The sequence below is a fragment of the Azospirillum sp. UENF 211521 genome (genome assembly GCF_058780535.1).
This window is the reverse complement of the sequence record NZ_JBSNCF010000002.1, coordinates 1,270,241-1,291,281: the sequence shown is the minus strand read 5'-3', so window position 1 is coordinate 1,291,281 and position 21,041 is coordinate 1,270,241. Positions and strand designations below refer to the sequence as shown.

The window sequence follows — 21,041 nt, the reverse complement described above, 5'->3', positions numbered from 1 at the left end:
GGGATCAGACCTGTTCGACGATGATGCCGTCGATGGTGTCGGCCACGTCCTCGCAGGCATCGAGCACGCGTTCCAGCAGCTCGATGATCTCGCGTTGAAGGGCGTGGCGATGGGTGATGGGGGCGTCGAGCCCGCCGCTCTCGTCGCGCAGCCGGTGCTTGGCCTCGCGCAGGAGCCGGTCGCCTTCGCTCTCGATCCGCGAGACCTCGGCGGTCATCGCGTGGAGTTGCTCGACGTGTTTGGGGATGTCGCGGAGCAGGGGGATGCCCGCGCTCAGCCGGGCGGTGCAGCGCACGATGGCGTCGGCCTGGGCGTGCATTTCCGGCGTGTAGTCGATGAAGCCCGCCTCCACGAGGTGACGCGCGGTCTCCTCGATGAGGTTGAGAACGTCGTCCATCCGCTTGCCGAGTTCCTGGATGTCCGAACGGTCGAAGGGCACGATGAAGGTGCGGTGGACGGCGAGCTGGATGTTCCTTTCGATGGCGTCGGCTTCGCTTTCAACCCGGCGGATGGTCTGGAACCGCTCCTCCAGGTCCTGGCCGCTGGCCATCATCGCCCGCAGCGCTTCCGCGCCCGTCGCGACGGTCCGGGCGTGGTCGGCGAACAGGTCGAAAAACCGTTCTTCGCGCGGCATCAGGGCCCGGAACAAATTCAGCATGCGTGGTTCTCCAACTTACGCCGGCCTGCAGCGCTGGGGAACCCGCACGGACGCGCGCGAGCCTCAGCGTCGCGGCTGGTGTAACATCCCCGGCGCCCGTGGGGAGTCACAAAAGTGTCATGCCGGGCCGGCTTGCGGCGAGATTTCACGGGGGTGTCCGGCGGAAAGACCGGTGATTTGCCGCGGCGGGCCGCTTATCCTGCCGCCGACGGATTGGCAACGGGGTGGCGCGTGGCAGGGGAAGCACGGAACGGCTCGGAAACACAGATCGGCCTGGAAACACAGATCGGCTTGACGGCGGCCATCGTTTCGGTGGGCGTGTCCCCGGCGAACGGCGCCGAGCCGCGCGTGGTGACCGTGCGCAGCGGCTTCGAAATCCCCGAATCGCACCGGCGCGGCGACGAGCCGCCGCCCCACCGCGACGCCCTGCCGGGCGCGCCTTTCGATCCCGAGCGCTTCCGCACGCTCCAGGACGGCCTGCGCGCGGTGGCCGAGGACGCGGCCGGGCTGACCCTGCGCTACGTCGAGCAGCTCTACAGCTTCGGCGACCGCTACCGCGACCCGCACGAGCTGTTCGGCGGTCCGCGCTCGCTGGTGGTCGGCTATCTGGCGCTGCTGCGCGAGGCGCCGCTGCGCATCGACGGCGCGGAATGGCGCGGCCTCTACGAATTCTTCCCCTGGGAGGACTGGCGCGATTCGCCGCCGGCGCTGCTCGATTCGGTGATCCGTCCGGCGCTGGCCCGCTGGGTCGCCGCGGCGCCGGACGAGCCCGCCCGCGCCCGCCGCGGCGAGCGCGCCCGCATGGCCTTCGCCCTGGACGGCGGAGAGTGGGACTCCGAACGGGTGCTGGAACGCTACGAGCTGCTCTACGAAGCCGGGCTGGTGGTGGAAGCGTTCCGCGACCACGACCTCGCCCGCCGGGCGGGGGTGGAGGAACGGACGGTGCGGCTGGAGATGCCGCGCGCGCTGGGCCGCCCGATGGCCCGTGACGGCCGCCGTGTCCTGGCGACGGCGCTGGAGCGGCTGCGCGGCAAGCTGAAATACCGCCCCATCGTGTTCGAGCTGCTGCCCCCGACCTTCACCCTGCACCAGCTTCAGCAGGTGGTGGAGGCGCTGTCCGGCGAGCGGCTGCACAAGCAGAATTTCCGCCGGCTGATGATCTCCGGCGGGCTGGTAGAGCCGACCGGCCAGTATGAAAGCCAGACCGGCGGGCGCCCCGCCGAGCTGTACCGCTTCCGCCGCAGCGCCATCCTGGAGCGCACCAGCACGGGCGCCATCGCCGCCCCGGAGGATTGACCATCGCCGCACTGCGGGTATTCTGCCGCCAACGGCTAAAGAAGGGGAGCGAAACCGCATGACCGATTTCGACAGCACCTGCGACCTCTACGACCGGTTCGAGAAGACCGCCCGCGTCGCCGACCCCGTCTTCCGCGATTTCGGTGGGCGTTGCAAATTCAGCGGCGCGGCGGTGACCGTGAAGTGCTTCGAGGACAACTCCCGCGTCAAGGAACTGCTGGGCACGCCGGGGCAGGGCAAGGTGCTGGTGGTGGACGGCGGCGGCGGCCTGCGCGCCGCCCTGATGGGCGACCTGATCGCCAAGGACGCGGTGAAGAACGGCTGGGCGGGCGTGGTCATCCACGGCTGTGTCCGCGACGCCGCGGTGCTCGCCACGCTGGACCTGGGCATCAAGGCGCTGGCGGCCATCCCGCGCAAGACCGTCCGCAACGGCGAGGGGCAGAAGGATCTGCCGGTGACGCTGGCCGGCATCCGCATCAACCCCGGCGATCTGGTCTTCGCCGATGAGGACGGGGTGCTGGTGCTGGCTCCGGAGGAGTTCGGCGCGACCGGGTGACGGGTGTGGAACGAGGCAGGCTCCGGCCCTGAAAAGAGTGGCGCATGTTGATCGTCTTCGGCGGCTTGCCCGGAACCGGCAAAACGACCATCGCCCGCGTGTTGGCGCGCCGGCTCGGCGCGTTTCATCTGCGGATCGATACGATCGAGCAGGCGATCCGCATGGCCGATGGCGCCGACGGGGAGGCTGTCGGCCCGCAGGGCTATGTGGTCGCCTACGCCGTGGCCGGCGACAATCTTCGGCTTGGCGCCACCGTCGTCGCGGACTCGGTCAACCCCATCCGCGTCACGCGCGAGGCGTGGCGCGCCACGGCGCTCCGCGCCGGGGTGCCGCTGGTCGAGGTGGAGGTCGTGTGCTCGGACCCGGTGGAGCACCGGCATCGGGTGGAAACCCGCCACAGCGACATCGCCGGACACCGTCCGCCCTCCTGGGTGGCGGTGACGGGCCGGACCTACGAGCCTTGGGACGGGCCGGCCATTGTCGTCGACACGGCGGGCCGCGCGGTCGACGCCTGCGTCGCGTCGATTCTGGCGGTTTTGCCGATCCGCACGCCCGACGGGACCGGACGCCGTCCGTGAGGCTGACTCAGCCCGCGACCTTCTCCCAGCCCATCTTCTGGTACCGGTATTCCAGGATCGTCGGCGCCGCGCAGGCGTAGCCGACCCAGACGCCCAGCGTCATCAGGGCGCCCGCCGGCCACAGCGGGATGGAGATGAGGATCAGCGCCGCGTGAATCCCGGCGTGCAGCCACTCGGCCTTTTTCGCGAAGTAGATGGGGCCGAGCAGAAAGGCCCAGAGGATCTCGCGGTTGGTCACCGCCTCCCGCTGGCCGTTCTCCGGATTCTCGAACATCATCCCGGACGGAGCCGCCGCCATCCCTGCCTCCCCTTGGTTGTTTTCCATTCTATTTGGGGAGGCAGTCTGTACGACGGCGGCCCGGCCTGTCGAGGCCGAAAGGGCCTTTTTCCGGATGGTGGGGGCGGTGTCCCGACGGATGGTTCAGGACACCGCCCCGTCCCGCCCGGCCCCCTCTCTTCCAGCCCCCTCCCTTCCGGCTTGGGCCATGGCCAGGAAGCGCCGGCACTGCTGCTCGCGGTCGTAGCCGAGCAGGGTGCCGAGGATGAAATCCTCTTCCGGGGTCAACTGGTTCAACGGCTTGCGGACGACGTTGCGCACCATCGCGACGCAGGCCGGGTTGCCGAAGAAGACGTTGACCTTGGCCTCGGTCACCGTCTGGACGTGGTAGTCGACGAACCGCTCGGCCAGCTTGCGGGTCACCGTGTCGGCGTCCCGCGTGCTGAGAGTCATCATGACCATGGGCCGGACGCCCTTGCTGTACTCGTACAGATGGTGCCCGAGCAGGTGGACGGGCATGGACAACCCGTCATGAGGCGTCATGTCAGTTGGCTGATCCATGCGGTGATCCGTTTGTCGGTTTGGGAGGACTGGTTGTCCTGGTCGAGCGCCAGCCCGACGAACCGCCCGTCGCGTTCGGCGGTGGAGCCCGAATGCTCGTAGCCGGTGGTGTCGGTGAAGCCGACGACGACCCCGCCCTGCGCCACCACCTGATCGTAGAGCGTGCCCATCGCGTCGACGAAGGACTCCGGGTAGGTCACCTGATCGCCGGTGCCGAACAGGGCAACCTTCTTGCCGTTCAGGTTGGCCGCCGTCAGCGTGCCGAAATTGGCCTCCCAATCGCATTGCAGATCGCCCACCCCGTAGGTCGGCGCGCCGAGGATCAGCAGGTCGCAATTCTCGAAATCCGCGGCGGAGGCGCGGGCGATGTCGACGGTCTTTCCCTGAATCTTCTTCGCGATGCGCGAGGCGACCGACTTGGTCGCGCCGCCGTCGGAGCCATAGATGATCGTGACGTTCATGGTCTCTCTCTGGGCAATCCTGTGGGCCAATCGGGTCAGGGCCGGCAAGCAAAGGCGGGAACGTCCGGCCTGCAGTGAATGATAATAAGAATGATTCGCATTTGCAATATGACCATGACAGATTTGTGGGAATTCTGCGAAGGGGGGGTGCCGCGCCGTCGGGGACGGCGCGGCCTTCAGGTGGTCAGGACTCCTTGTGCGGGGAAACGTTGGGCAGCAGCGCGGCGGCGAGGCCGAGCAGGGGCACGACCGAGCAGGCCTGGAAGACGAAGCCGATGCCCTTCCAGTCGGCGAGGACGCCGAGCCCGGCGGCGGCCATGCCGCCGATGCCGAAGGCCAGACCGAAGAACAGGCCGGAGACCATGCCGACACGGCCGGGCATCAGTTCCTGCGCGTAGACGATGATGGCCGGGAAGGCCGAGGCCAGGGCCAGCCCGATCACCGCGCTGAGCGCGACCGTCGCCGTCAGCCCGACATGGGGCAGCAGCAGCGTGAAGGGCAGGATGCCGAGGATCGAGATCCAGATGACCGTCTTGCGCCCGATCCGGTCGCCGACCGGCCCGCCGATGATCGTCCCCGCCGCCACCGCCGCCAGGAAGACGAACAGGCAGAGCTGCGCCGAGTCCGGGGCCAGGGCGAAGCGCTCCATCAGGAAGAAGGTGTAGTAGCTGGTCAGGCAGGCCAGATAGACGTACTTGGACAGGATCAGCACCATCAGCACCGCCAGCGCCCGGTTCACCTGCCCGCGGGTCAGGCCGGGGTGACGGACCGCGGCGCCGCGGCGAACCGGGCGGGCGTGGTCGCTGCGGGCGTACCAGCGCCCGATGCCGGTCAGCAGCGCCATGCCACCCAGGGCAGCGAGCGCGAACCAGGACAGGCTCTCCTGCCCGCGCGGCAGGATGATGTAGGCGGCCAGCAGCGGCCCCAGCGCCGAGCCGGCGTTGCCGCCCACCTGGAACAGCGACTGCGCCAGCCCGTGCGCGCCGCCGGAGGCCAGCCGGGCGATCCGCGACGCCTCGGGATGGAAGACCGAGGAGCCGAAGCCCAGCAGGGTCGCCCCGATCAGCAGCGCCGCGTAATTCGGCGCGAAGGCCAGCGTGACCAGCCCGACCAGCGACGCCCCCATGCCGATGGTCAGGGAATAGGGCGCCGGCCGCCGGTCGGTGGCGAGCCCGATGATCGGCTGAAGCAGCGAGGCGGTGATCTGGTAGGTCAGGGTGAGCAGGCCGATCTGCGCGAAGCTGAGGTCGAATCCGCCCTTCAGGATCGGGTAGATCGCGGGCAGCAGGGACTGGATCAGGTCGTTCAGCAGATGGCAGACGCTGATCGTCCCCAGGACGGGCAGGGCCGTCCCCCCGGCCTTGGGCCGGGACAGGGTGGTGTCAGTCACGAAAGGAAGCCTTTTTTGGCGCTTGCTCGGCGGGCGGGCGGCGCGTTGCTTGGTGTGGAGCAACAGCCTATGGTGAGCCGCGACGGCCTGCCACCGCGGTCAGGCCGATTTCTTACGAGACTGGGCCATGGTCCGGAACCTGCGCATCGAGACGGTCGAGGAGTCGCCCCGCCCGCTGATCACCCTGGGACAGGATCATGCGGACGGCACCGTGCTGGCAGCCCACACGCATCGGCGCGGCCAGTTGCTGTCCGGGGCGACGGGAACGCTGCTGCTGTCCACCGCCCAGGGGCGTTGGGTGATGCCGCCCCATTGCGGGCTGTGGATTCCGCCGGGCGTCCCGCACGAGGTCCGGATGATCGGGATGGTGATGACGCAGAGCCTCTATCTGGCTCCCGCGCTGGCCGACACCATGCCGGGCCGCTGCGAGGTGCTGGCGCTGTCGCCCTTCTTCCGCAGCCTGATCGGGCGGGCGATCGACGTGCCGGTGGACTACGACCCGGAGAGTCACGACGGCGCGGTGATGGCGTTGCTTTTGCACGAGATGCGCCGTCTGCCGGTGGAGCCGCTGTCGCTGCCCTTTCCCGCCCACGCCGCCCTGGCGGAGCGCTGCCGGCGGTTCCTCCAGGAACCGACGATCCAGGCGACGATCGAGGACTGGAGCGACGGTCTGGGCATGAGCCGCCGCAACTTCACGCGGCTGTTCCGACGCGAAACGGGGCTGAGCTTCGTGGAATGGCGCCAGCAGGCGTGCCTGGTGTCCGCCCTGCCTCGGCTGGTCGCGGGGGTGCCGGTGACGACGGTGGCGCTGGACCTCGGCTACGACAATCCGGCGGCCTTCACGACGATGTTCAAGCGGACGCTGGGGGCGTCGCCGAGGGCGTATCTGGCGGGGGCTGGTTGACTGGGAAAGAGCGGTTGCGTCCGGAAAGACGGGCTTTGGGCCGAAGCCATGCCGCACAGGAAGCGTGCTTACCCTTGTTGGAAGCCGAACAGCGTGAAGAAAAGGGACTTGTGGTCATTCATGAACACTTCCGGAAGCCTGCCGAGGCGGCCGGCGACAATGCTGCGTTCGAGCGTCGCAACCTTGTCGAATTGAACGCGCGACAGACTTTTGAGGCCATTGTCAGCGGTTGGGGCAACCGGAATGTCGTAGGGGCCGGTGTGTGGGCGTGACGTGATGGCACAGACGACGATGTCTTCTCCGTCGTTGTTGGCGGAGAGCACCAGAACCGGGCGACGCTTGTCGCCGGTCAAGTCGGTGTAAGGAAAGCGCGCAAGCAGCACGTCACCGAACGAAATCTTCATTGCGTTCGATGAGGTCGGTGTCGGAGTAGAGGTCGGGTTCGTCGGCAAGATGGTTGAAGGCGCCGCCCTTGGCGTTCATCTCGGTGATTGAGATGTCGTCCTCATCGTCGACGGTCTCAAGGACAACACGCAGTAGACGCCGCGGAGACAGGCCGAGGCGCTTGAGGTCGTCCGGAGGAAGCAGGCGGCCGGCTTCAATGCGGTCGATGGTGGCTCTCATGGAGACAGTCTACCGCAGGGATCGCCGGCCGGCTACCGTTTGTGGATATCCCCTCCCGGCCTCCCCCCGCTTGCGCGAGAGGAGGGGAAGAGGTGCAGGCGGATCAGGCGGCGACCGTGTCGGCCACGTCCTGGAACTCCTTGATCTGGTCGAAGTTCATGTAGCGGTAGATGTCGCCGGCCTTCTGGTTGACGACGCTCACCTGCTCCAGATACTCGGCCGGGGTCGGCAGCTTGCCCAGCAGGGCGGCGACGGCGGACAGCTCGGCGGAGCCGAGATAGACGCGGGTGTCGATGCCCAGGCGGTTCGGGAAGTTGCGGGTCGAGGTCGAGATGGCCGTCGAGCCCTTGCGGATCTGCGCCTGGTTGCCCATGCACAGCGAACAGCCGGGCATCTCCATGCGGGCACCCGACTTGCCGAGAACGCCGTAATAGCCTTCCTCGGTCAGGATCTGGGCGTCCATCTTGGTCGGCGGGGCGATCCACAGGCGGGTCGGGATGTCGGTCTTCCCGTCCAGGATCTTTCCGGCGGCGCGGAAGTGGCCGATGTTGGTCATGCAGGAGCCGATGAAGACCTCGTCGATCTTGTCGCCGGCAACCTCCGACAGCAGCTTCACGTCGTCCGGGTCGTTCGGGCAGGCGACGATCGGCTCCTTGATGTCGGCCAGATCGATCTCTATCACGGCGGCGTACTCGGCGTCGGCGTCCGGCTCCAGCAGCGACGGGTTGGCGATCCAGTCCTCCATCGCCTTGATGCGGCGGCCGAGCGTACGGGCGTCCTCGTACTCGTTGGCGATCATCCACTTCATCAGGGTGATGTTGGAGCGCATGTACTCGATGATCGGCTCCTTGTTGAGCCGGACGGTGCAGGCGGCGGCGGAGCGTTCGGCCGAGGCGTCGGACAGTTCGAACGCCTGCTCCACCTTCAGCTCGGGCAGACCCTCGATCTCCAGGATGCGGCCGGAGAAGATGTTCTTCTTGCCCTTCTTCTCCACCGTCAGCAGGCCCTGGCGGATGGCGTAGAGCGGGATCGCGTTGACGAGGTCACGCAGCGTGACGCCCGGCTGCAGCGCGCCCTTGAAGCGGACCAGCACCGATTCCGGCATGTCCAGCGGCATGACGCCGGTGGCCGCGGCGAAGGCGACGAGGCCCGAGCCGGCGGGGAAGCTGATGCCGATGGGGAAGCGGGTGTGGCTGTCGCCGCCGGTGCCGACGGTGTCGGGCATCAGCAGGCGGTTCAGCCAGGAGTGGATCACGCCGTCGCCCGGACGCAGCGCGACGCCGCCGCGGGTCGAGATGAAGGTCGGCAGCTCGCGGTGGGTCTTGACGTCCACCAGCTTCGGATAGGCCGCGGTGTGGCAGAAGGACTGCATGACCAGATCGGCGGAGAAGCCGAGGCAGGCCAGATCCTTCAGTTCGTCGCGGGTCATCGGGCCGGTGGTGTCCTGCGAGCCGACCGTGGTCATCTTCGGCTCGCAATAGGTGCCCGGACGCACGCCCTGGCCCTCGGCCAAGCCGACCGCGCGGCCGACCATCTTTTGGGCGAGCGTGAAGCCCCTGCCGCTGTCGACCGGGGAGGACGGCAGGCGGAACAGGGTCGACGGGGCGAGGCCCAGCGCCTCACGGGCACGGGCGGTCAGGCCGCGGCCGATGATCAGCGGGATGCGGCCGCCGGCGCGCACCTCGTCGAAGATCACGTCGGACTTGACGGTGAACTCGGCGATCACCGCGCCGTTCTTCAGCGCCTTGCCCTCGTAGGGGCGCAGCTCGACCGTGTCGCCCGTCTCCATCTGCGAGACGTCGAGCTCGATCGGCAGGGCGCCGGCGTCTTCCATGGTGTTGTAGAAGATCGGGGCAATCTTGGAGCCCAGGCAGACGCCGCCGAAGCGCTTGTTCGGGACGTAGGGGATGTCCTCGCCCGTCCACCACAGCACGGAATTGGTGGCCGACTTGCGCGAGGAGCCGGTGCCGACCACGTCGCCGACATAGGCGACGAGGTTGCCCTTGGCCTTCAGATCCTCAAGCTGCTTGATCGGGCCGCGAACGCCGGCTTCCTCCGGCACGATGCCGGGGCGCGGGTTCTTCAGCATGGCGAGCGCGTGCAGCGGGATGTCCGGGCGCGACCAGGCGTCCGGGGCCGGGGACAGGTCGTCGGTGTTGGTCTCGCCCGACACCTTGAAGATGGTCAGCGTCAGGCTGGCCGGGACCTCGGGGCGCGAGGTGAACCACTCGGCGTCGGCCCAGGACTGGATCACCGCCTTGGCGTTGGCGTTGCCCTTGTCGGCCAGTTCCTTGACGTCGTGGAAGTAGTCGAACATCAGCAGCGTGGTCTTCAGACCGGCGGCGGCGGCCTCGCCGCACTCGGCGTCGCCCAGCAGGTCGATCAGCGGCTTGATGTTGAAGCCGCCGAGCATGGTGCCCAGCAACTCCGTCGCCTTGACCTTGGAGATCAGCGGCGAGGTCTCGTTGCCCTTGGCGAGCGAGGCCAGGAAGGCGGCCTTGACCTTGGCGGCGTCGTCGACGCCCGCCGGGACGCGGTGCGTGATGAGGTCGACCAGGAAGGCTTCCTCGCCCTGCGGCGGGTTCAGGAGAAGGTCGACCAGCTCCTCGGTCTGCTTGGCCGAAAGCGGCAGGGCGGGAATTCCGAGCGCGGCACGCTCAGCGACATGCTGGCGGTAAGCTTCAAGCACGGTGCGGTCCTCTCATCCAAGGTTGCTCAACAGTCGTCCGATTCCCCGACCCAGGGGCGCGCTCGCGGACCCGGCTTTTTGCCCTTGCGGCGTCTTGCCACGCCGCTGGTCCTACCATTCCGGAAGGAACTTCCGCGGAACGGAGATGTCTTACGTCGCGGCCTTGGGAGTCGTCAAGTCAACGCTCCGCCTGCGACACGTTTTCAGGCGCCGGCCATAGAAGTGGTATTACAACTTGCTCCCGCCGACCCTGTGGAGGGGCGGCGATTTCCTGAATTCCTCATGGTTTCTGCAATGAACGCGGCGGCGGGGTTTCTGCGCAGGCCGCCGCATCACCATGTCTGACCCGCCGCGAGAAGGTTGGCCGGCGCGGAGGTTGATGGTGAACAATTGGGCATGTAGGGTGTTCTGGCCGGCATCCACGGCACCGCGCAGGCCTCATGCCCCCAGGCTCCATGCCCTTTCGACACCGGATCATCGCCCGGCTCCTCAGCGTCCTTCTGGCGCTGGCGCCGCTGCAACCGCTGCCCGCCGCCACGTCCGCGGCGGTGCCCGCCGGGCTGGCCGCGGCCACCGCCGCGCTGCTCTGGCCGCAGGCGGTCGAGGCGCGGGCCGGTGGGGGCCGAAGCTCCAGCGGGGGATACAGCCGCCCGGCCGTGCGCACCCCGTCCTTCTCCACCCGCTCCGCTCCCTCGCGCACGCCGTCCACCGGCAGCGGCGGCTACAGCCGTCCTCAGAGCGGGCCGTCCTATGGCTTGCCCGGCGGGTCGCCGTCCGGCGGCGGCGATCTGGGCGTGTCGCGGCGGTCGAGCGGCGAGGCGCTGGACCGCTACCGGGCGCAACAGCAGCAACAGCAACAGCGGGAACGCACCCCGCCGGTCGCCGCGCCGCCGCCCCGTTCCGGGTCCGGGTCCGGCTGGGGCGGAGGGGGATGGCAGGGCGGCGGCTGGGGGTCGGGTTCCGGTGCGGGCTGGGGGCAGCGGCGCACCGGCGGCTATGGTCCGGGCGGCTGGTACGGCGGCTGGCGTGCGCCGGGCTGGGCCTCCGGCGGCCGTTCCAGCTTCGGGCTGTGGAACGGGCTGTTCCTGTGGTTCCTGCTCGACAACCTGTCGCGCCCCGGCTACGCCGACTGGTTCCACAACCACCAGGGCGACCCCGGCTACGCGGAGTGGCGCGCGGAGGCGGAACGGCGCGCGCAGGGCGACCCCGACCTGCGCCAGCGCCTGGACGATCTCGACACCCGCCTGCGCGCGCAGGAGGACCGGCCGCGCGACCCCAACTATCTGCCGCCCGACATCCCGCGGGACGTCGCGCAGGCCGCGCCGGAGACGCCGTCCGCCCCGGAGCAGTCCTCCGGCGGCGGGGGCGGTTTGGGCACCCTGATTCTTCTGATTGTCCTCGTCGGGGGGATGGTGGCGGCGGTGACCCTCCTGCGCCGCCGCTCGTCGGGCTCCCGATCCGGAGGTTCCGCCATGACCCGTTCACCCTGGGGCGCCGCCGCCAGCACCGCTGCCGGCATCGTGAAGGCCAAGGCCACCGGCGCGTCCTACCAACCCTCGCTGTTCCGTGTCGGCATGACGCTGACGCCCGATCCCACACCCTTCCTGCTGGGCGGCGGCGCGATCAAGGCCACCGCCCCGGAGGGCGCCGGCTCGATGGTCAGCGTGGCGGCCGTCGGCACGCTGACGGGCGGCGGCGTGACGCTGCACCGTCTCTATCTTCCGGACGGGAATGGTTTCTACCAGCTTCATCTGGGGGCCGGGGGCGCGCCGGACGAATGCCGCTGGTTCTCCGTGCTGGACGAGGTGCACCCCACCGACAACGACGAGTGGGGCTTCTGGCTGGACCCTGGCGACGGGATGATCGGCTATCCGCAGTTCCAGACCAAGGACGGCAAGCTGTACGGGCGGCAATGGTCGCCCGGCGCGTCCCGCATCGCCCCCGTCACCTTCGACGAGACTCTGACCGACCACCGCGGCAGCCGCACCCGCCGCGTAACCGCCATGCTCTACGCGGCTCCCACCGGCGCCGCCGACCCCGCGCCCCGCGCAGAATATGTGCTGGTCGCGGCGGTGGAGGACGGCGGCGAGGCGTGGGTGGAGGTCCGCGCCGGCATCGACGTCAACCCCGCCTCGCTCTCCCTCTCCTGAGTTTCCACCTGATCCCGCCAGCCCCTACGGAAGACACCATGGACACCAGCGTCGCGCAAATCCTGCAGGGTCTCGAATCCGGCCTGCCGCTGCTGCTTCTGCATTTCGGAGCGACCCTGGCTCTGTTCCTGATCGGGGTGGCCGTCTACGTCGCGGTCACGCCGCTGCACGAGCGCGAGCTGCTGGCGAGCGGCAACCAGGCCGCCGGCGTGGTGCTGGGCGGCACGATGGTGGCTCTGGCGATCCCGTTGGCGGCGACGCTGGCGACCAGCCTCGTCCTGGCGGACATCCTGATCTGGGGAGCCGTTGCGCTGGTGCTGCAATTGATTACCTTCCTGATCGCCATCTGGCTGTTCCGCGACCTGCGCACGATGATCGAATCCGGCAACGTCGCGGCGGGCACGGCGCTGGCCGGCCTCCAGATCGCCGTCGCGCTGCTGAACGCCGGAGCCATGGCGGGCTGAAGACCCGTTCGAACAGGCCCGCCCAAACTGAGAGGAACCGCAACCATGATCTCGTTCATCCGCAACCTCGTCGGGGTGAAGACCGATCAGGCCGTCCAGTCGGCGGTGGAGGCCCTGGTCCGCTGGGACCCGAAGGCCGCGACGGAGGCCGAACTGCGCACGATGGAAGAGCATCTGGACAGCCTCGGCCTTCAGGTCGCCCAGGCCCGTGCGGCCTATGAGAAGGAGCAGAAGGAGGCCGACGCCATCCTCCAGCTGTCGCGCCAGCGCATGGCCGCCGCCGAGCATCTGCAGCGCCAGATGGAGTCGGAAGCCGACGCCGGCCGCAAGGCCCAGCTCGAAAAGAGCCTGGAGACGCTGGTGGGGATGCTGGAGCAGATGGCTCCGGACATCGACCGGGAGGAGCAGGACGCCGTGGACGCGCGCGAGTTCCTGACCATGCTGGAGACGACCTACGCCGAGGCCGGCGGCAAGCTGAAGGCCGCCCGCAGCGCGTTGCAGCGGGCCGAGCGGGACATGGGGCGCGCCGCCCAGCAGCGCGACATGGCCGAGCAGCGGGCGGAGGCGGCCCGGCAGGCGGCGGGGCTGAGCGGCGCCACCTCCAGCCTCGGCACGGCGCTGAAGGCGATGCAGGACGCGGCGGCCCGCGACCTCGCCCAGGCGGAGGCGTCCAGCGCCAAGGCCCGCCTGCTGAAGCCGTCCAAGCCGGAAGAGGACGATCCGAACATCAAGGCCGCGCTCGACGCCGCCACGGGGGCGAAGCCGGCGCCGAGCAGCCTGTCGGACCGTCTCGCCTCCCTGAAAAGCCGGCATTGAACGGCGGGATGAATAGGCTCACCCTATCGGTGAGATAGGATGAGCCATATCGATCCTATTGAATTTCTCCGCCATGATGCGAGCAGTGAAACTCTGCTCGCTGGAGGAAGCCATGCGTCGGTCTATGGCGGAGCTGTTGAACGAACTGGAACGGCACGGCGTCCGGCTGCTGCCGGGCGGTCGCCTGCAGGTGCCGGGCAACGTTCCGGCGCCGCTGCTGATGCGCGCGCACCGCAACCGCCGCGCCCTCAGCGCCGCCTTGGCCCCGCCGCGCGGTTGACGGCGCGTCTCACCCCGACCTTGACCCCAGAACGCGGAGCGTTGTTCCTGCGCGGACGGCGCCCCACGTCAATGCAACGCCCCCGATGTTCCGGGCGATCCCGTGCCCAACCAGGAGACCCTGTGTGACGATCCAACTGACCACCCTCGCCAACGGATTCCGCGTGCTGACGGACCACCTGCCGCATCTCGGCACGGTGACCAGCGGCGTCTGGGTCGGCGTTGGGGCGCGCAACGAACGGCCGGCGGTGAACGGCATCGCCCATTTCCTGGAGCACATGATCTTCAAGGGAACGAAAAGCCGCGACGCGCTGGGCATCGCGCTGGAGATCGAGAACCGCGGCGGCGAGTTCAACGCCTACACGGACTACGACGTCACCGCCTATTACACGCAGATGGCGGCCAAGCACGTCGACGTCTCCTGCGAGATCATCGGCGACATCGTCCTCAACTCCGTCTTTCCGGAGGAGGAGGTCGAGAAGGAACGCGGCGTGGTCATCCAGGAGATCGGCCGCTACGCCGACGAGCCGGAGGACGTGGTCTACGAGGCGTTGCGCCGCACCGCCTTCGACGGGCAGGCGCTGGGCCGCCCGATCCTTGGCCCGAAGGAGAACGTCGCGGGCTTTGGGCGGGAGCATCTGTTCGATTACGTGTCCCATTACGACCCGCGCCGCATGGTCTATGTGGTGTCCGGTAACGTCGATCACGGCACCGTGGTGCGCCGGGCGGAGGCGCTGTTCGGCCATCTGACCGTCAAGGACGACCCCTTCCAGGAGACGGTCGTCAACAAGGGCGGGGCGGCGCTGCTGAAGCGCGACGCCGAGCAGGTGCATTTCATGGCGGCCTTCCCCGGCGTCGGCACCGAGGATTCGGCGAGCTACGCGCTGCGCCACCTTGCCAACATCCTGGGCGGCGGCATGACCTCGCGCCTGTTCCAGGAGATCCGCGAGAAGCGCGGGCTGGTCTATTCGGTCTACGCGGCGCCCATCCAATACTCGGACGGCGGCGCGCTCAGCTTCTACGCCGGCACCGGGCCGGAGGAGGTGGCGGAACTGGTGCCGGTCTTCTTCGAGGAGCTGCGCAAGGCCCGCGACGGCGTGACCGCGGTGGAGCTGGAACGGTCGAAGGAGCAGATGCGCTTCTCGGTCGGCAAGTCGCTGGAATCGACCATGCGCCGCGCCGACCGCTTCGCCCGCACCCTGCTGCGCACCGGCGAGGTGCGGACCATTGAGCAGATCTTCGAGCGGATCGACGCCGTGACGCCGGAGGCTGTGGCGGCGGCGGCCAACCGCGTCTTCGCCGGCCCGATGGCGGTGTCGGCGGTCGGCAAGCTGGACCATCTGCCGTCCTACGAGGACATGCAGGGGATGCTGCAGGCGGCGTGAGGTTGTTGTTCACCGACGCTTTGCCCCCTCCCTAAACCCTCCCCCGCTGACGCAGGGGAGGGGATTTGGTCCCTCTCCTGCGAAGCGGGGGAGGGAAGGGGCCCACGCGCAGCGTGGGAAGGGTGGGGGCAAGACGTCGCCTCTACCAGACCACCGCCGGCAGCGCCGCGACCTTCAACGGCCCCAGGAACAGCCCGCGGTTCTGCACGGTGACCGGAGCGGTCAGTACCGGCTCGCCGTTCGGCCCGGTGGGGCGGGCCAGCAAGCCCAGCATCGTGCGGGCCATCGCCAGCTCCTTGGGCCGGAACATGCCCTGGAGCGCGTCCAGCACCGCCTGATACCCGCGCACCTCCGCGGTCAGCGCGGCCTGCGGCTGCAAGGCGGCGTCGAGCGCCAGCGTGCCGTTCATCGCCAGCTTCAACGGTCCCCACTCCACATTCAGCCCGTCGAGCTGGAGCGTGCCGCCGTCGCGGCTCCAGGCCGACAGGCTGACCGGCTCCGGCTTCGGTGGTTGGCCGAGGATGCGCGCGGTGAGCAGGACACGCTGCACCTCACGGCCCAGCGAATCCGGCGCGCCATCGGGCAGGGTGGCGCCGCGCGCGTCCAGCGTGACGGACAGGCCGGTGTCGGTGTGGCTGGCCGGCGGCTCGGACGGCTGGGTGGCGGTCAGGTCCAAAGCGGCGATGGGAACGGGCATGGCCTCGGGCTGCGCCACGAGGTTGGTGAAGGCGAGCCGCGCCTCCACCGGCTGGCCGGTCAGGGTGAGGCCGACATGCCCCCGGCCGCCGTCACGGGCGACCAGCGTGAAGGGCGGCTGGTTCGCCTGCACCACCGTCACCCTTTGCTCGCCGGGCAAGGACAAGGCGATGTGCGTGTGGTTCCAGGGCGGCGCTTCCGCCACCAGCCGGGCGCCCCGCCATTCCACGTCGCGGGTGGCGAGGTGCGGCGCCTCCAGCGCGGCGCGGATGGTCAAGGGATAGCCGCCGACGCTCAGCCCGCCATGGGCCACCACGGCGCCGGCCGCCCGCTGCTCGTCCATCCAGGCGAGCACGCCGCGCTCCACCGCCGACGCGGCCTGCCACCACCACACCGAATAGGCGCCGGCCAGCAGGGCCAGGGCGAGAACGGCGAAGCCCAAGATCTTCCGAACGCGCATCTGTGGCATTTCCGTTTTGTGGCACCCACCTTATAGCGGGCGGCCAGGGGCCGTGCTAGCATTCACCGTGTCGCCACCAGTCGGCGCACGCTGCATTACTTAAGGGTCATGCTGCTCGATACGCAATCGCCTGTTGCCGAGCTTCCGGTCACCGCACCGACGCAGCGTCCGGCATACGCCGCCTCTTCCTGGTCCGCCGACATCGTCGTGACGCCCGGCGCCGACCTCTGGGTCTTCGCCTACGGCTCGCTGATGTGGAACCCGGAGTTTCCCTTTCTCGAGCGTCATCCGGCGGTGCTGGGCGGCTATCACCGCCGCTTCTGTGTGTCCTCCCACCGCTACCGCGGCACGCCGGAGCGGCCCGGTCTGGTGCTCGGGCTGGACCGCGGCGGCTCCTGCCGGGGCATCGTCTTCCGCGTGGCGGCGGAGCGGGTGCCGGAGACGCTGGACTATCTGTGGGACCGGGAGATGCTGAACCGCGTCTACCGTCCCAAGCTGCTGCCGGTGCGCCCGCGCGACGGCGGCGCGCCGGTCACCGCCTGCACCTTCGTGGTGGACCGCCGCCACCGGCAATATTGCGGCTGCATGGACGAGACCGCGATGGCCGAGCGCATCGCCTGCTGCCGCGGCGAGCGCGGCCCGAACCTGGACTATCTCGCCAACACGGTCGCCCATCTGGAGGCCATCGGCATCCATGATCGCGGGCTGTGCAGCCTGCTGACGGCGGTGCGCGCGCGGATGGGGTGACGGGGACAGGGGCAAGCGCTGGCGCGGCGCAGCCCAAGCCTTATATTGCTGGGCCATGCGCACCCTCCTCCTCGCTCTTCTGGGCATTCTCGCCGCCGCGCCCGGCTGGGCCGCCGGCCTGCATCATGACCTGACCGTCACGCTCGACCCCGCCGCGCGGCGGCTGGACGTGGAGGACCGGCTGCGTTTGCCCGCCGGGACGCACCGGCTGCTGCTGGCGCCGGGGTTGACGGTGGGGGAAGCGTTGCTCGACGGCAAATCGGTCACGGTGCGCGGCAACGCCCTGCCGGTCACCGTGCCGGAGGGGGGCGGCGAGCTTCGCCTGCGCTACGCCGGGACTCTGCCGCCCCTGACACCGGAGTCGCGAGGCGGGGGCGGTGGAGCGGAGGGCGCCTATCTGCCCTCCGGCACCGGCTGGATTCCAACCCCCGAAAGCGGCGCGGAGGCGCCGCCGTCCTGGCGTCTGTCGGTCCGGGTGCCGGCGCCCTTCGTCGCGGTGGCGACCGGACGTCTGGTGGAGGAGACGCGCGACGGTGCGGGCTACGCCGCGACCTTCGCCGAGGACCGCAGCGTCGAGGAACCGTCGCTCTTCGCCGGGGCGTGGCAGGTGACGGAACGGATGCACAATGGTCTTCGCCTGCGCACTTACTTCCACCCGGAGCAGGCCGCGCTGGCCGACGAGTATCTGGACCTCAGCGCCCGGACCATCGACGCACAGGCGGCGCGGATCGGCGCCTATCCCTTCGCCGGTTTCGCCATCCTGTCAGCGCCGCTGCCGGTTGGGCTGGGCTTCCCCGGCCTGACCTACATCGGGCGGCAAGTGATGCCGCTGCCCTTCATCCGCGCCCAGTCGCTGCCCCACGAGATCCTGCACAACTGGTGGGGCAACGGCGTGCGCGTCGGCGGGGACGGCAACTGGCCCGGCAACTGGTCGGAGGGGCTGACCACCTTCATGGCCGACTACGCGGCGGCGGAGGCGCGCGGGGAGGACGCGGCGCGGGCCATGCGGCTGGACTGGCTGCGCGACTATGCCGCCCTTCCGGCGGAGCGCGATTCCGCCCTGACCGACTTCCGCGCCAAGGTCCATGACGCCGCCCAGATCGTCGGCTACGGCAAGGCGGCGATGCTGTTCCATATGCTGCGCGCCGAGATCGGGGCGGACGCCTTCGACGCGGGCATCCGCCGCTTCTGGGAGGACAAGCGCTTTCAGGACGCGGGGTGGGACGACCTGCGCCGCGCCTTTGAGGCCGGGTCCGGGCGGGACCTCAAAGCCTTCTTCGAACAATGGCTGACCCGCGCGGGGGCGCCGACGCTGGAACTGGCGGGAGCGAAGGCTGACGGCGACGGTGTGGCGCTGACCCTGCGCCAGGGCGAGCCGGCCTATGGCCTGACCGTGCCGGTGGAGGTGCGGACAACGGTGGGGACGGAGCATCACACCATCCGCCTTGACGGACGCGAAAAGACAGTGACGATCCCGATCGCCGCCGCGCCGCGGGCGCTCGCGGTCGATCCCGGCTTCGCCCTGTTCCGCCGTCTGGCGCCGGGGGAGGCGCCGCCGACCCTGCGCGACGTGACGCTGGACCACGCGGCCACCACCGTCATCGCCACCGCCGACGGCCCGCCCGCCGAGGCCGCCCGCGCGCTGTCAGAGCGTCTGGCCGACGGCAAACCGCGCATTGCCGCCGCGGACCGCGCCGATCCCACCGCTCCGCTCGCCGTGATCGGAACGGCGGGGGAGGTCGACCGGCTGTTGGCCCGGCTCGGCCTGCCAGCGGTTCCGGACAGCCTCAAGGGGCGCGGCACGGCGCGGGTGTGGACCGCGCGGACCCCGCAGGGCCGCCCGCTGCTGGCGGTGGCCGCGGACGACGCGGCGGCGTTGCAGGCGCTGCTGCGCCCATTGCCCCATTACGGTCGGCAGAGCTGGCTGGTCTTCGAGGGGGCACGCGCCGTGGACCGCGGCGTCTGGCCCGCTGGCGACAGCCCCCTGCGTGTGTCTTTCGAGTAGTTCCGCCCGCCCGTCCTCTGTCCATGGAGCATACCCCGCCTTTGCCTGTTGTAGGGGAAACGGCGCGCGATGCGCGCGTCCTGCGGGAGAATGCACATGTCTCGGATGACGAAGACCATCCTCGGAACCCTGGCCGGCCTCGGCTTGGCGGCGGCGCTGGCGCTGCCCGCGGCGGCGGCCTCCGGCGACATCCACACGGTGACCGGCGAGAAGGTCAACCTACGCGCGGCCCCGTCCGACAACGCCTCGGTCCGTTCCACGGTCACCCGCGGCGACGAGGTGATCGAACTGAAGCAGGAGGGCAACTGGATCGGCGTGCGCTCCATGCGCACCGGTGAGGAGGGCTGGGTCTTCGGCGACCTCGTGAAGCGGCAGACGCCGAGCACGCTCGGCGGCGCGTCGTCCGCGGCGTCGGACGCCGGGTTCGGGCGGATCTCCTCGGGCTTCGACGGGCTGCTGGCCGGGATCAACAACCAGCTCGGCTACCGCTTCGCGGAGAAGGTGGAGCAGTCGGGCAACGGCGCGCTGCGCGTCATCCCGACCCAGGAATGGCTCTACAACACCAGCCGCGAGGCCAAGATCTACGCGGCGCTGGCGCTCTACGAGATGTGGAAGAATCACAACAACGGGCGGCCAGTCAGCGTCGCGCTGGGCTCTCCCGGCTCTTCCGCCATCGCCATCGAGGATTCGGGGCGGGGGCCGGAGCTGTCGCTGCCCATGATGGGCGCCTCCAAGTAAGAAGGCTTCGCGGCGGGGGCGTTGTGACGACGTCCCCCCGCAAGCCCCATTCTTGATCCGCATCAACGCCAGCGCCTGCCGCCGCTGTCCAAATGCCGTGACGGCAGGCCGAAGGGGCGGGTGCGATGAAATACATCGATGAATTCCGGGACGCGGCGCTGGCCCGCGGCATCGCCGCCGCCATCGCGCGGGAGGCGGCGACCGGGCGGACCTATCATCTGATGGAGTTCTGCGGCGGCCACACCCACGCGGTGTCCCGCTACGGCATCCCAGACCTGCTGCCGGACAACGTGCGGATGATCCACGGGCCGGGCTGCCCGGTCTGCGTCCTGCCGGTGGGGCGGATCGACGACGCTATCGCCATCGCCCGCCAGCCCGGCGTGATCCTGTGCACCTACGGCGACGTGCTGCGCGTGCCGGGTTCGGGGCGGGTCAGCCTGCTGAAGGCGAAGGCCGAGGGGGCGGACGTACGCATGGTGCTGTCCACCATGGACGCCCTGCGCATCGCCGAGGAGAACCCGGACCGCGAGGTCGTCTTTCTGGCCATCGGCTTCGAGACGACCACGCCGCCGACCGCGGTGGCCGTCCACGCCGCCAAGGCCAAGGGCCTCAGGAATTTCAGCGTCTTCTGCAACCACGTCCTGACCCCCGCGGCCATCCGGGGCATCATGGACAGCCGGGAGGTGCAGGAGACGGGCGCGCTGGCGCTCGATGGTGTCGTCGGCCCGGCCCACGTCTCCGTGGTCATCGGCAGCCAACCCTACGCGTTCGTGGCGGAGGACTACGGCACGCCGGTGGTGATCGCCGGGTTCGAGCCGCTGGACGTGCTCCAGGCCATCCTGATGCTGATCCGTCAGGTGAACGAGGGGCGGGCGGTGGTGGAGAACCAGTTCACCCGCGCGGTGACCCCGGAGGGCAACCGGAAGGCCCAGCGGCTCGTCGCCGACACCTTCGACGTGCGGTCCAGCTTCGAATGGCGGGGCCTCGGCGCGCTTCCCGACAGCGGCCTGCGGTTGAAGGAAAAATTCGCCGCCTTCGACGCGGAGCGGCGCTTCGCCGTGCCGGGCCGCGCGGTGCCCGATCACAAGGGCTGCGAGTGCGGCGACATCCTGCGCGGGGTGAAGAAGCCCAGCGATTGCAAGCTGTTCGGCACCGTCTGCACGCCGGAGAACCCGATGGGCTCCTGCATGGTGTCGGCGGAAGGGGGCTGCGCCGCCCATTACACGTATGGGCGCTTCCGCGACCACCGGTTGGCAGTGTCGTAATCAACAGTTTCAACCACGGACCATTTGTCACGACATATTTCG

At 69.5% G+C, this 21,041-nt stretch carries 22 protein-coding genes; 13 read left to right on the top strand and 9 right to left on the bottom strand.

Annotation, left to right across the window (positions count from 1 at the left end):
• Positions 1-4 precede the first annotated feature (4 nt).
• Positions 5-658, bottom strand: coding sequence for a DUF47 domain-containing protein (locus ACWPN5_RS22660; RefSeq protein ID WP_145681072.1), 654 nt, complete (start codon positions 656-658; stop codon positions 5-7).
• Between the two features lie 231 nt (positions 659-889).
• On the opposite strand from ACWPN5_RS22660, the gene ACWPN5_RS22655 reads away from it, so the two are divergent.
• The 3 genes from ACWPN5_RS22655 to ACWPN5_RS22645 are packed head-to-tail and all read left to right on the top strand — an operon-like array spanning position 890 to position 3,088.
• Positions 890-1,954 carry an NUDIX hydrolase gene (locus ACWPN5_RS22655; RefSeq protein WP_307833752.1) on the top strand — a complete coding sequence of 355 codons (1,065 nt, stop codon included), beginning with the start codon at positions 890-892 and terminating at the stop codon, positions 1,952-1,954.
• 58 nt (positions 1,955-2,012) lie between these two features.
• The gene (gene rraA, locus ACWPN5_RS22650; protein ID WP_492297487.1) at positions 2,013-2,510 is read left to right on the top strand and encodes a ribonuclease E activity regulator RraA; all 498 of its coding nucleotides are present in this window, start codon (positions 2,013-2,015) and stop codon (positions 2,508-2,510) included.
• Between the two features lie 44 nt (positions 2,511-2,554).
• Positions 2,555-3,088, top strand: coding sequence for a P-loop nucleotide/nucleoside kinase family protein (locus ACWPN5_RS22645; protein WP_145681070.1), 534 nt, complete (start codon positions 2,555-2,557; stop codon positions 3,086-3,088).
• Positions 3,089-3,095: 7 nt separating this feature from the next.
• On the opposite strand, the gene ACWPN5_RS22640 is transcribed toward ACWPN5_RS22645, so the two are convergent.
• The 4 genes from ACWPN5_RS22640 to ACWPN5_RS22625 all read right to left on the bottom strand — a co-directional run bounded on the left by ACWPN5_RS22640 (position 3,096) and on the right by ACWPN5_RS22625 (position 5,777).
• On the bottom strand, positions 3,096-3,386 hold the full coding sequence (locus tag ACWPN5_RS22640; RefSeq protein ID WP_145681069.1) for a hypothetical protein: 291 nt from the start codon (positions 3,384-3,386) through the stop codon (positions 3,096-3,098).
• A 123-nt stretch (positions 3,387-3,509) separates the two neighbouring features.
• The gene (locus ACWPN5_RS22635) at positions 3,510-3,926 is read right to left on the bottom strand and encodes a DUF2023 family protein (protein ID WP_492297484.1); all 417 of its coding nucleotides are present in this window, start codon (positions 3,924-3,926) and stop codon (positions 3,510-3,512) included.
• Positions 3,905-4,387, bottom strand: coding sequence for a flavodoxin FldA (gene fldA / locus ACWPN5_RS22630; protein WP_492297482.1), 483 nt, complete (start codon positions 4,385-4,387; stop codon positions 3,905-3,907). The genes ACWPN5_RS22635 and fldA overlap by 22 nt, the downstream gene beginning before the upstream one ends.
• A gap of 184 nt (positions 4,388-4,571) precedes the next feature.
• Entirely contained in the window at positions 4,572-5,777 is a 1,206-nt protein-coding gene (locus ACWPN5_RS22625) for an MFS transporter (RefSeq protein WP_492297480.1), read from the bottom strand.
• 127 nt (positions 5,778-5,904) lie between these two features.
• On the opposite strand from ACWPN5_RS22625, the gene ACWPN5_RS22620 reads away from it, so the two are divergent.
• Entirely contained in the window at positions 5,905-6,681 is a 777-nt protein-coding gene (locus ACWPN5_RS22620; RefSeq protein ID WP_200479708.1) for an AraC family transcriptional regulator, read from the top strand.
• A 68-nt stretch (positions 6,682-6,749) separates the two neighbouring features.
• Here ACWPN5_RS22620 and ACWPN5_RS22615 read toward each other — a convergent pair whose 3' ends face one another.
• From ACWPN5_RS22615 to acnB, 3 genes are all read right to left on the bottom strand, one after another.
• Positions 6,750-7,085, bottom strand: coding sequence for a type II toxin-antitoxin system PemK/MazF family toxin (locus tag ACWPN5_RS22615; RefSeq protein WP_145681065.1), 336 nt, complete (start codon positions 7,083-7,085; stop codon positions 6,750-6,752).
• Positions 7,066-7,305, bottom strand: coding sequence for a hypothetical protein (locus ACWPN5_RS22610; RefSeq protein ID WP_145681064.1), 240 nt, complete (start codon positions 7,303-7,305; stop codon positions 7,066-7,068). The genes ACWPN5_RS22615 and ACWPN5_RS22610 overlap by 20 nt, the downstream gene beginning before the upstream one ends.
• A gap of 103 nt (positions 7,306-7,408) precedes the next feature.
• A complete protein-coding gene (gene acnB / locus ACWPN5_RS22605) occupies positions 7,409-9,994 on the bottom strand; it encodes a bifunctional aconitate hydratase 2/2-methylisocitrate dehydratase (RefSeq protein WP_492297477.1) in 2,586 nt (861 codons plus the stop codon).
• Between the two features lie 455 nt (positions 9,995-10,449).
• Between acnB and ACWPN5_RS22600 the strand changes: the two genes are divergently transcribed.
• From ACWPN5_RS22600 to ACWPN5_RS22580, 5 genes are all read left to right on the top strand, one after another.
• Positions 10,450-12,144, top strand: a complete 1,695-nt coding sequence (locus tag ACWPN5_RS22600; RefSeq protein WP_492297475.1) for a DUF2491 family protein — start codon at positions 10,450-10,452, stop codon at positions 12,142-12,144.
• A 38-nt stretch (positions 12,145-12,182) separates the two neighbouring features.
• Positions 12,183-12,608, top strand: coding sequence for a DUF350 domain-containing protein (locus ACWPN5_RS22595; RefSeq protein WP_014197642.1), 426 nt, complete (start codon positions 12,183-12,185; stop codon positions 12,606-12,608).
• A gap of 45 nt (positions 12,609-12,653) precedes the next feature.
• On the top strand, positions 12,654-13,424 hold the full coding sequence (locus tag ACWPN5_RS22590; protein ID WP_014197641.1) for a hypothetical protein: 771 nt from the start codon (positions 12,654-12,656) through the stop codon (positions 13,422-13,424).
• Positions 13,425-13,536: 112 nt separating this feature from the next.
• Positions 13,537-13,704: a hypothetical protein gene (locus ACWPN5_RS22585; RefSeq protein WP_186464732.1), complete on the top strand. Its 168-nt coding sequence runs from the start codon at positions 13,537-13,539 to the stop codon at positions 13,702-13,704.
• Positions 13,705-13,828: 124 nt separating this feature from the next.
• Positions 13,829-15,088: a M16 family metallopeptidase gene (locus tag ACWPN5_RS22580; protein ID WP_492297472.1), complete on the top strand. Its 1,260-nt coding sequence runs from the start codon at positions 13,829-13,831 to the stop codon at positions 15,086-15,088.
• 142 nt (positions 15,089-15,230) lie between these two features.
• Here ACWPN5_RS22580 and ACWPN5_RS22575 read toward each other — a convergent pair whose 3' ends face one another.
• The gene (locus ACWPN5_RS22575; protein WP_492297470.1) at positions 15,231-16,244 is read right to left on the bottom strand and encodes a DUF2125 domain-containing protein; all 1,014 of its coding nucleotides are present in this window, start codon (positions 16,242-16,244) and stop codon (positions 15,231-15,233) included.
• Between the two features lie 108 nt (positions 16,245-16,352).
• Here ACWPN5_RS22575 and ACWPN5_RS22570 point away from each other — a divergent pair, with 108 nt between their 5' ends.
• The 4 genes from ACWPN5_RS22570 to hypD all read left to right on the top strand — a co-directional run bounded on the left by ACWPN5_RS22570 (position 16,353) and on the right by hypD (position 20,999).
• Positions 16,353-16,991: a gamma-glutamylcyclotransferase gene (locus ACWPN5_RS22570; RefSeq protein ID WP_492297468.1), complete on the top strand. Its 639-nt coding sequence runs from the start codon at positions 16,353-16,355 to the stop codon at positions 16,989-16,991.
• A gap of 55 nt (positions 16,992-17,046) precedes the next feature.
• Positions 17,047-18,996, top strand: a complete 1,950-nt coding sequence (locus ACWPN5_RS22565) for a M1 family metallopeptidase (protein ID WP_492297466.1) — start codon at positions 17,047-17,049, stop codon at positions 18,994-18,996.
• A 96-nt stretch (positions 18,997-19,092) separates the two neighbouring features.
• Entirely contained in the window at positions 19,093-19,734 is a 642-nt protein-coding gene (locus ACWPN5_RS22560) for an SH3 domain-containing protein (RefSeq protein ID WP_492297464.1), read from the top strand.
• A gap of 125 nt (positions 19,735-19,859) precedes the next feature.
• Entirely contained in the window at positions 19,860-20,999 is a 1,140-nt protein-coding gene (hypD, locus tag ACWPN5_RS22555; RefSeq protein ID WP_492297463.1) for a hydrogenase formation protein HypD, read from the top strand.
• Positions 21,000-21,041 lie beyond the last annotated feature (42 nt).